The following is a 10,923-nucleotide window of genomic DNA, read 5'->3' on the forward strand; positions in this document are numbered from 1 at the left end:
CCCCCGCGGGGGTGCCGGCCGACGGCGTTGTCGATCGGGCGGGTCAGACCTGCTCGTCCTCGGGCAGGGTGATCACCCAGTGCGAGTCCTGCCGCGGGCGGAGGTAGAACAGCCAGTAGAGGCTGGCGGCGACGGTGATGCCGCCGGTCCACAGCAGTGCGCTGACGTCGAGCTGGGTGAGCAGGTAGCCGAGGGCGACGATCAGCAGGGCCGGCAGGACGGGCCACAGCGGCTGGCGCCAGGCCGGGGCGTGCTTGTGGTGGGCCCGGCGGGAGAACAGCGCGGCGATCGCGACCAGCAGGTACAGGGCGGCCACGGCCACACCGGTGATGTTGGTCAGCTGCTCCTGCGGGACGAAGCAGAGCACCGCGCCGGGGACGCCGACCGCGAGGGTGGAGACCCACGGGGCGCTGAACTTGTTCAGGGTGCCGAAGGCGCGGTTGACCGGCTCCGGCCAGGCCTTGTCGCGGCCGGAGGCGAACAGCACGCGGGAGTTCTGGATGACCATGACGATGCCGGCGTTGATGATCGCCAGGGCCACGCAGAGGCTGATGAAGGTGCCGACGGCGGAGTTGCTCCAGCCGGTGACCAGCGAGGAGATGTCGCCGCCGGTGAGCGAGGCCAGGTCGGGGGCGCCCAGGGTGATCGCGACGACCGGCAGGATGATGATCACGGCCGACAGGCCGAGCGTCCACAGCACGGTGCGGGCGACGTTGCGGCGGGGGTTCTCCAGCTCCTCGGAGAGGTAGATCGCGGTGGAGAAGCCCTGGGTGACGAAGAGCGCGGTGCCCATGGCGGCGAGGATGCCCGCGAAGCCGACCGGGCTGGTGACGCCGTGGCCGTCGGCCACCACACCGTGCAGCAGGCTGCTGGCGCCGCGCGCGGAGTGCCCGAAGCCGAGGAAGGCGACCACGCCGGCCGCGATGACCTCGAGAACGAGGAAGATGCCGGTGATCCAGGCGTTGGCGCGCAGGTCGAGCAGGCCGGCCACGGTGGCGGCGATCATCACCGCGGCGCCGGTCCAGCGCGGGTCGAGGTGCACGATCGGCGCCAGGTAGTCGGCGGTGCCGATGGCGATCAGCGACGGCACGATCATCACGACGATCAGCGACTGGATGAAGACCAGCCAGCCGGCGAAGCGGCCGGCCAGGGTGCCGACCATCGCGTACTCGCCACCGGCGCTGGGGACGAGGGTGCCGAGCTCGGAGTAGCAGAACGCCACGGCGATACAGAGCAGCGCGCCGATGCCGATCGACATGGCGGTGAAGGTGCCGAGCGAGTTGAACAGCTCGGGGACGATCACGAAGAGCGAGGAGGCCGGCGTCACGCAGGAGAGCGTGAGCAGCGTTCCGCCCACGACCCCGATCGAACGGGTGAGCTTCTTGGGGGAGCCCGCATCGGCCGTGGATTCGGCTACGGCGAGTGGCGGGCGAAGCGTGTCGGTCATGGAACGTCCGATCGGCTGTGTGGGGCTTGGGGGAGGGAGCGCTATCGCCTCCGATGGGGCTTGACTGGCGTCTTGTGGTGTCGCTCCCGATTGGCCATGGAACCGCGACGCTTTGCCCGCGTCAACGCGCCATCTGCTTCGGAATCCGTTGCATCTCCGCGCATAAACATGCGATCTAGTGGCTACACGTCGTAATTTTCACCTTTGTCCCTCTTGTCAACTCGAAAGACTTGAGATCGATTCCAAGGTCGTCGACGGTTAACAGCATGTGAATCGAAGGGTTGCGGGCGGTTCCCTATTCATGGCGCAGGCAGCCCCTGCAGGGCGCGCCGACCGCCCGGCGGGGTGCGGGAACCGCAGCGTCAGCCCGTAAAAAAGTTGATAACGGTCTGGCACCGTCCGGGGGCCGGACGCCACAAGGGCCGGACCCCAGAGGAGTCCGGCCCTTGTGGTCACCCACGGTGACTGCTACAGGGTGGGCAGCCAGCCCGTCTGCACGGTCTGGCCGGCCGTGATCCGGCGCGACACGAAGATGCCTCGGCCCGGCGGCAGCTGCTGCGGCTTCACGGTGCCCAGCAGTGCGCCCTCGTTCTTGTCGCCCGAGAGCAGCAGGCCCTGGCCGCCGAGCTCGCGCATGCGCTGCATCACGGGCTCGAACAGTGCCCGGCCGGCGCCGCCGGCGCTGCGCGCGACGATGATGCGCAGGCCGATGTCGCGGGCGAACGGCAGGAACTCCGCCAGCGGGGCCATCGGGTTGCCCGAGGAGGTGGCGACCAGCTCGTAGTCGTCCACGATCACGAACATGTCCTTGCCGCTGTACCAGCTGCGGTTGCGCAGCTGCTCCGGCGTGACGTCCGGGCCGGGCAGGCGGCGGGAGCAGGCGCCGCGGAGCATCTCCACGATCGCCGACATCGCCGGTGCCGCCGCCGCGTACTCCACCAGGTACTCCTGCGGCACCACGCCGAGCAGCGAGCGGCGGAAGTCGCCGATCACGATGCCGGCCTGCTCCGGGGTGTACCGCTCGGTGATCTGCTTGATCAGCATCCGCAGCATCGCCGACTTACCGGACTCGCTCTCACCGAAGACGATGAACAGCGGGTCGGTCTCGAAGTTGACGAAGACCGGGGCCATCTCGACCTCGTCGATGCCGAACGCGACACCGAGGTCCGGGTGCTCGAAGCCCTTCGGCAGCGAGTTCCCGTCCAGGACGGCCGGCAGCATGCGGACCTGCGGGGCGCGCGGGCCCGTCCAGGCGGCGTCGACCTGGGCGACCAGGTCGGCCACGCCGTCCGCGAGGTCGCCGGTCTCCGAGGAGCCGTCCAGGCGGGGCAGGCCCGACAGGAAGTGCAGCTTGGCCGCGGTGAGGCCGCGGCCGGGGGCGCCGGCCGGGACGTTGACGGCGACCTTGCGGTCGATCTCGGACTCCATCGAGTCACCGAGCTTGAGCTCGGTGCGGTTCTGCAGCAGGTCCTTGAGGGCCGGCCGCACCTCGGCGTAGCGCGCCGCGGTGATGACCACGTGCACGCCGTAGGTCAGACCGCGCTGCGCGATGTCGTTGATGACCGGCTCGAGGACCTCGTACTCCTGCTTGAAGGTCAGCCAACCGTCGATGATCAGGAAGACGTCGCCGAACTGCTCGTCCGGCAGCTGGCCGGCGGCGCGCCGCGACCTGTAGGTGGAGATGGTGTCGATCCCGGCCGTGCGGAAGAGCTCCTCGCGGCGGTTCAGGACACCGTGCACCTCGCTGATCATGCGGCGCACCTTCTCGACGTCCAGACGCCCGGCCACGCCGCCGACGTGCGGCAGGCCGGCCAGCGCGCCGAACGCGCCACCGCCGAAGTCCAGCAGGTAGAACTGCGTCTCCGCCGGGGTGTGGGTGACCGAGAAGCCCGCCACCAGGGCGCGGACCATGTTGGACTTGCCGGACTGCGGACCGCCGACGATGAGGCCGTGGCCGGCCGCGCCGGAGTAGTCCTGGTAGAGCACGTCGCGGCGCTGGTCGCGCGGCTTGTCGACGATGCCGACCGGCACCACCAGGCGGCCGAGCGCGCCGTACTCGGGCGAGGTCAGACCGCGCTCGGCGGTGACCTGGAGCGGCGGCACCAGCTGGTCGGTGCTGGGCGCGGCCTCCAGCGGGGGCAGCCACACCTGGTGTGCCGGCGGGCCCTGGCCGATCATGCGGTGGACGAAGGTGTCGAGCATGGTGTCGAGCAGCGAGTCGTCGACCTCCTCGACCTCGTCCACGACCTCCTCGACCACCGGCTCGACGATGGCGACCTCGGCGGCGGTGAAGAGCACCGGCTGCGCGGTGATCACCTGGCCGCCGCTGGTCCGCTGCTGGCCCGGCGGCCGGTACGGGCCGGAGACGTATGCGGCACGGAACCGCTCCATCACGTCCGAGCCGAACTTCAGGTAGCCGACACCCGGGATGGGCGGCAGGTGGTAGGCGTCCGGGACGCCGATCGCGGCGCGCGACTCGGCGGCCGAGAAGGTGCGCAGACCCAGGCGGTAGGAGAGGAAGGTGTCCAGGCCGCGGAGCTTGCCCTCCTCCAGTCGCTGCGAGGCGAGCAGCATGTGCATGCCCAGCGAACGGCCGATGCGGCCGATCTGGATGAACAGGTCGATGAAGTCCGGCTTCGCGGTGAGCAGCTCGGAGAACTCGTCGATGATCATCAGCAGCGAGGGCAGCGGGTCCAGTGCCGCACCTGCCGCGCGGGCCCGCTCGTACTCGTTGATGTTGGCGTAGTTGCCCGCCGCGCGCAGCAGCTCCTGGCGGCGGTTCATCTCGCCCTCGATCGCGTCGCGCATGCGGTCGATCAGGGTGGCTTCGCCCTCGAGGTTGGTGATCACGGCCGCGGTGTGCGGCATCTCCGCCATACCGGCGAAGGTGGCACCGCCCTTGAAGTCCGCGAGGACCAGGTTCAGCACCTCGGAGGAGTGGGTCACGGCGAGCGCCAGCACGATGGTGCGCAGCACCTCGGACTTGCCGGAACCGGTCGCGCCGACGCACATGCCGTGCGGGCCCATGCCCTGGAGCGAGGCCTCCTTGATGTCCAGCCAGACGTACTCGCCGTTCTGGCCGACACCCAGCGGCACCTTGAGCTTCTCGGCCATCGGGCGCGGCCGCCAGTGCCGGGCCGGGTCGAAGGAGCCCGGGTCGCCGGTGTTCATCATCTCGGTGAAGTCCATCGAGACCAGCGACGGGTCGCCGTCGTCGCCGCCCGCCGACACCCGGAACGGCGCGAGCTGGCGGGCCAGCGCCTCCGACTGCCAGGAGGACAGGGTGTCCGGCTTGCCCGAGTAGGAGGCGCCCGAGGCGGACTCCAGCAGCAGCTCGTCCTTGCCCACGGTGATCACCAGGTGGCCGCTGGGCTCGTCCAGGTCACCGGGGACGACCTCGATGACGGTGACGCCCTCGACGCCCTCCGCACCGGCCAGGATCGAGTCCTGCGGCACCGCGGCGCCGTCCATGACCACGATCAGGTGCGGCTTGTCGGCGCTCGGCACGCTGTCGCGGGAGAAGCCCTTGCGGCCCTCCAGCTCCTTGGCCAGCAGCTCCTCCAACTCGCCCAGCCCGGTGGCGATCAGGCGTCGCGAACCGGCGCCGTCGTTCTCCTTGCGGTGCTGGGTGTGCGGCAGCCACTTCGCCCACTCCCACTCGTCGACCGCACCCGGTGCGGCCGCGACGCCGACCATCAGGTCGTCCGGCGAGTGAAGGGTCGTCAACTGGGCGATCATGGCCCGGACCGTGCCGTACACGGTGTCCGGGTCGCCGCAGACGGTGATGTGGTAGAAGGCGCGCAGCGACACCGCCAGCGGCAGGTCCTGCAGGGTGCCGTGCGACTTGATGAAGGTGCCCATGGCCTCCGCGGCCATCGGCTCCAGCTCGTCGAGCGGCGCGGTCTGCGGCGCGACCAGCGGGGTGGACAGCTGCTGCGGCCCGCGGCCGAGCCGCACCTGGGCGAAGTCCGGGTCGGTCGGCCGGCGCTCCCACAGCCGCCGCCCCTCGGCCACGATCGACCACAGCTGGTCCGGCTCGGGGTGCGTGAACAGCAGGGCGCCGCGCTGGCGTTCGGCCGTGCGGCGGACCTGGCGGCGCATCTGCTGGAGGTACTTCAGGTAGTCCCGGCGCTCGTCCGCGGTACCGGCGTTGCCGCCGCGGCGCGCCTTGACGATCTGCGCCACCGCCATGCCGGCGGTGGAGGCCACCATCAGGACACCCATGATCTTCATCGGGCCCTGGGCGCCGGGGGAGAAGAAGAAGGCCGCGGATCCGCCCATGCCGAGCAGCGGCAGCAGGGACATCATCCAGTCCTCGCCGCCCGACCGGGGCAGTTCCGGCGGAGCGACCAGCTCCACCGGTTCGTCCGGCACCGCGGGCGGATAAGCCCGGGCCGGACGCTTGACGGTCACCACACTCACTACGGCACCAACCCTCACGCAACCCGATTACGTACGGGTGAGGGCGCCCCGTTGGATGACGCCGCCCCCGCTCCGTCGACCGCAGACGCCCTTGAGGGATTGCTGCACCAGCCCGCCCCCGTTACGCCTTGCGCAGGGGCAGATCCTACTGGTCCGCCCGGACGGTTCGACCACGGGGTCAGCCGAGGAGGTTTCGGGTGCGAAGCACCGGAACTCTCCACCAACGGCGCACGCTCCCACGGCATTTCCCCCCACCGCGGCAACCGGGCCGGCAATCGCGGCGGTCCCCGCCGTCGCCCCGCCGCCGACGGGCGGTAGGGTAACGCCGCGCCAACTGTCGTCAGGACCGTGTCAGTTCCGGTACGGGCGACGGGGCGCCGCAGAACAGAAGCTTGACGAGCAGGCACATCCAACAAGGGGGAGCGCCGGTGAGCGCTAATGCAACGACCGGTTTCTGCCGGGTCACCGTCGTGGCGCCGGACAGCCGGATCGACGTCGCACTGCCGGAGGACGTCCCGCTCGCGGACGTCTACCCCGAGGTGCTGCGGCTCTCCGGGCAGACCCAGGTGGACGGCGCGCCCACCGGCTTCCACCTCGTCCGGCGCGACGGCACCGTGCTGGACAGCGGACTGCCGCTGGCCGCCCAGCAGGTCCGCGACGGCGACCTGCTGAGCCTGCGGCCGTTCTCCGAGTCGCTCCCGCCGGCCGTGTACGACGACGTGGCGGACGCCATCGCCGGCGCGGTCGAGGCCGACCGCCGGTTCTGGAGCCCGGACCTGATGCGCGCGTTCGGCCTGATCGGCGCCGCTGTGATGCTCACCCTGCTCGGCTTCGCGCTCTGGTTCTCCGACCTGCGGCACGACATGCACAGCCTGCCGGGCATCATCTCCGGCGTCACCGCGGTCGTCCTGATCGCCTTCGCCGGCGTCCGGGCCCGGGTCTACGACGACCACGACGCCGCGCTCGCGCTCGGCCTCGGCGCCCTCCCGCACACCCTGATCGCCGGCTCCGGCATCCTCGCCGTCGCCCACGCGGGCGACGGCCCCGGCCGGCTCCAGTTCCTGGTCGGCTGCGTCGCGACGCTGATCGTCTCGGTGCTGCTGGTCGGCCTGCTGCCGGAGAAGGACTCGGTCTTCGTCGCCTCCTCCTTCCTGGCCGCCGCGGGCACCCTGGCGACCTTCGCCGCGGTGCTCCTCGACGGCACCCCGGCCACCCACATCGCCGCCGTCACCGGCGTCGCCGCGGTCGCCGCGGTCGGCTTCCTGCCGGCCCTCTCCGCCCGCTTCGCCCGGCTCCCCGTCGGCTTCAGCGCCCCGGGCCAGGCCCGCACCCGCGGCCGCGCGTACGGCGAGGAGACCAGCCGCGCCGAGGTCGTCCAGTACGAGCGGATCGCCCACCAGGCCCGCCGCGGCCACGAGGTCCTGGTCGGCCTCGTCGGCGGCTGTGCGGCCACCGTGGTCGGCGCCTGCGCGGTGCTGGGCTTCAGCGACACGATGTTCGGCGAGCTGCTGGCCCTGGCCGTCGGCGTCTCGACCATGCTGCGCGCCCGGCTGTTCCGCTACACCGCGCAGGTCTTCAGCCTCACCATCGCGGGCCTGGCCGGCCTCGGCCTGCTGGTCCTCGGCCTCTCGCTGCACACCCCGCGCTTCATCGCCGAGCAGCTGCTGCAGGGCGGCACCGGCACCTCGGTGGACCTGCGCACCGTCTGGCTGTCGGCCTCCGTCGCGCTCGGCGCCGCGGTGCTGACCGCGATCGCGCTGATCGTCCCGCGCCTGGGCGTCTCGCCGTTCTGGGGGCGCATCCTGGACATGGTCGACGGGCTGATGCTGATCTCCCTGGTGCCGCTGGCGCTGGCCGTGCTCAACATCTACGCGCTGGTCCGCGGGGCCACCGGCTGACCCCGTCCCGCCTCCCCGCCGGCGCCCGCCCAGCCCCCCGTCCGGGGAGCGGGGCGGGCGCTGGTACGCTAGGTCGGTCCGAGTCGTGTTCGATCCTGTGCAGCAGACCGGGATCACTCGGACCATGACCCCAAGGAGATGCCGTGGCTCTCGCCGCTGACGTCAAGAAGCAGATCATCGCCGAGTTCGGCCAGAAGGAGGGCGACACCGGCTCCCCCGAGGTCCAGGTGGCCATGCTCTCCCGCCGTATCTCGGACCTGACCGAGCACCTCAAGGCCCACAAGCACGACCACCACTCGCGCCGCGGCCTGCTGATCCTGGTCGGCCAGCGCCGCCGCCTGCTGCAGTACCTGGCCAAGAAGGACATCGAGCGCTTCCGTACCCTCGTCGACCGCCTCGGCATCCGCCGCGGCGCCGCGGGCGGCGCTCGCTGACACCGCTCGAAGGGGCGGCTCCCCTGCACCAGGGGGGCCGCCCCTCGCGCATCCCGCGCAGAGACGCGCATCGTAAAGCCGCGCTCTGTAGGGTGTGAATTTGTAAGGTGAAGGGCATGCCCGGGTTGGCGCGCGACACGCGCCGCCTGCGGAGCAGCACCCACACCATGCGCGGGCCGCTGGCTTCAAACGGAAGCCGCCCGCACCAGGGGAGCGTCCACACGCGACCGCCGACCGGCCCAAGAGGCGCCGGTCCTCGGTAGTGGCCGCCGGGAGCCCGTCCGACGGACGGACGACCCGGGGGCTTCGATCGAAGACCGGCCCAGACTGCCCGGGCAGCAGGTAGGCAGTGCGGATGGCGCTCCTCCGGAGACGTACGAAAGAGGAGATCTTCCAGGTGGAAGAGAACGTGTTCTACGCCGAGGCCGTCATCGACAACGGCAGCTTCGGCACCCGTACCATCCGCTTCGAGACCGGCCGCCTGGCCCGTCAGGCCGCCGGCTCCGCCGTGGCCTACCTGGACGACGACACCATGGTGCTGTCGGCCACCAGCGCGTCCAAGCAGCCGAAGGAGCACTTCGACTTCTTCCCGCTGACGGTCGACGTCGAGGAGCGGATGTACGCCGCGGGCCGGATCCCCGGCTCGTTCTTCCGTCGCGAGGGCCGGCCCTCCGAGGACGCCATCCTCACCTGCCGCCTGATCGACCGCCCGCTGCGCCCGTCCTTCGTCAAGGGCCTGCGCAACGAGATCCAGGTCGTCGTGACCGTCATGGCGCTCAACCCCGACCACCTGTACGACGTGGTCGCGATCAACGCCGCCTCCGCCTCCACCCAGCTGGCGGGCCTGCCCTTCTCCGGCCCGATCGGCGGCGTCCGCGTCGCGCTGATCAAGGGCCAGTGGGTCGCGTTCCCGACCCACAGCGAGCTCGAGGACGCCGTCTTCGACATGGTCGTGGCCGGCCGCACCCTGCCGGACGGCGACGTCGCGATCATGATGGTCGAGGCCGAGGCCACCGACAAGACCATCAAGCTGGTCGAGGGCGGCGCCGACGCGCCGACCGAGGAGGTCGTGGCCGCCGGCCTCGAGGCCGCCAAGCCGTTCATCAAGGTCCTCTGCGCCGCGCAGAGCAAGCTCGCCGCCCAGGCCGCCAAGCCGACCGGCGAGTTCCCGGTCTTCCTGGACTACCAGGACGACGTGCTCAACGCCCTGACCGCCGCCGTCAAGGACGAGCTCGCCCAGGCGCTGACCATCGCCGGCAAGCAGGAGCGCAACAACGAGCTCGACCGCATCAAGGCGATCGCCGCCGACAAGCTCCTGCCGGAGTTCGAGGGCCGCGAGAAGGAGATCAGCGCCGCGTACAACGCGCTGACCAAGAAGATCGTCCGCGAGCGCGTCATCAAGGACAAGGTCCGCATCGACGGCCGCGGGGTCACCGACATCCGCACCCTGGCCGCCGAGGTCGAGGCCATCCCGCGGGTCCACGGCTCCGCCCTGTTCGAGCGCGGCGAGACCCAGATCCTGGGCGTCACCACGCTGAACATGCTGCGCATGGAGCAGCAGCTCGACACCCTCTCCCCGGAGACCCGTCGGCGCTACATGCACAACTACAACTTCCCGCCGTACTCGGTCGGCGAGACCGGCCGCGTGGGCTCGCCCAAGCGCCGCGAGATCGGCCACGGCGCGCTGGCCGAGCGGGCGATCCTGCCCGTGCTGCCCTCCCGCGAGGAGTTCCCCTACGCGATCCGCCAGGTCTCCGAGGCGCTGGGCTCCAACGGCTCCACCTCGATGGGCTCGGTCTGCGCCTCCACCATGTCGCTGCTGAACGCCGGTGTGCCGCTGAAGGCCGCCGTCGCCGGCATCGCCATGGGCCTGATCTCGCAGGAGATCGACGGTGAGACCCACTACGTGACCCTCACCGACATCCTCGGCGCCGAGGACGCGTACGGCGACATGGACTTCAAGGTCGCCGGTACCCGTGGCTTCATCACCGCCCTCCAGCTGGACACCAAGCTGAACGGCATCCCGGCGTCGGTGCTCGCCGCCGCGCTGAAGCAGGCCAAGGACGCCCGCCTGCACATCCTCGACGTGATGAACGAGGCGATCGACACTCCGGACGAGATGTCGCCGAACGCCCCGCGCATCATCACCATCAAGATCCCGGTGGACAAGATCGGTGAGGTCATCGGCCCCAAGGGCAAGATGATCAACCAGATCCAGGAGGACACCGGCGCCGAGATCACGATCGAGGACGACGGCACCATCTACATCGGTGCCGCCGACGGCCCGGCCGCCGAGGCCGCCCGCACCACGATCAACCAGATCGCCAACCCGACCATGCCGGAGGTCGGCGAGCGCTACCTGGGCACCGTGGTGAAGACCACGACGTTCGGCGCGTTCGTCTCGCTCATGCCGGGCAAGGACGGCCTGCTGCACATCTCGCAGATCCGCAAGCTCGCCGGCGGCAAGCGCGTGGAGAACGTCGAGGACGTGCTCGGGGTCGGCGCCAAGGTCCAGGTCGAGATCGCCGAGATCGACCCCCGCGGCAAGCTCTCCCTCGTCCCCGTGATCGAGGGCGAGGAGGGCGGCGAGGCCGCCGCCTCCGAGTGACCCTCGGATAGCTGACACAGCGGCCCCCCCCCCCCCCCGCCCAGCGCGCCCCGCCCCCCCACCAGCGGCAGCCAGAAGCCGGTGGCGGTGCGCCCGCCCGGCTCGGCCGCGGTG

General features: G+C 71.0%; 5 protein-coding genes. 3 read left to right on the top strand and 2 right to left on the bottom strand.

All coding sequences use genetic code 11. The features are described from left to right. Positions 1-43: 43 nt before the first annotated feature. Entirely contained in the window at positions 44-1,447 is a 1,404-nt protein-coding gene (locus ACFV0G_RS24510; RefSeq protein ID WP_380551773.1) for an APC family permease, read from the bottom strand. Between the two features lie 468 nt (positions 1,448-1,915). Continuing rightward, positions 1,916-5,869, bottom strand: a complete 3,954-nt coding sequence (eccCa, locus tag ACFV0G_RS24515; RefSeq protein WP_380551775.1) for a type VII secretion protein EccCa — start codon at positions 5,867-5,869, stop codon at positions 1,916-1,918. Between the two features lie 428 nt (positions 5,870-6,297). Between eccCa and eccD the strand changes: the two genes are divergently transcribed. From eccD to ACFV0G_RS24530, 3 genes are all read left to right on the top strand, one after another. After that, positions 6,298-7,767: a type VII secretion integral membrane protein EccD gene (eccD, locus tag ACFV0G_RS24520; RefSeq protein ID WP_380551777.1), complete on the top strand. Its 1,470-nt coding sequence runs from the start codon at positions 6,298-6,300 to the stop codon at positions 7,765-7,767. A 143-nt stretch (positions 7,768-7,910) separates the two neighbouring features. Beyond that, positions 7,911-8,201, top strand: a complete 291-nt coding sequence (gene rpsO, locus ACFV0G_RS24525) for a 30S ribosomal protein S15 (protein WP_030274764.1) — start codon at positions 7,911-7,913, stop codon at positions 8,199-8,201. A 355-nt stretch (positions 8,202-8,556) separates the two neighbouring features. Beyond that, positions 8,557-10,809 carry a polyribonucleotide nucleotidyltransferase gene (locus ACFV0G_RS24530; protein ID WP_380551779.1) on the top strand — a complete coding sequence of 751 codons (2,253 nt, stop codon included), beginning with the start codon at positions 8,557-8,559 and terminating at the stop codon, positions 10,807-10,809. Positions 10,810-10,923 lie beyond the last annotated feature (114 nt).

It is taken from the genome of Kitasatospora sp. NPDC059571 (assembly GCF_042735675.1).
Lineage (GTDB): Bacteria > Actinomycetota > Actinomycetes > Streptomycetales > Streptomycetaceae > Kitasatospora.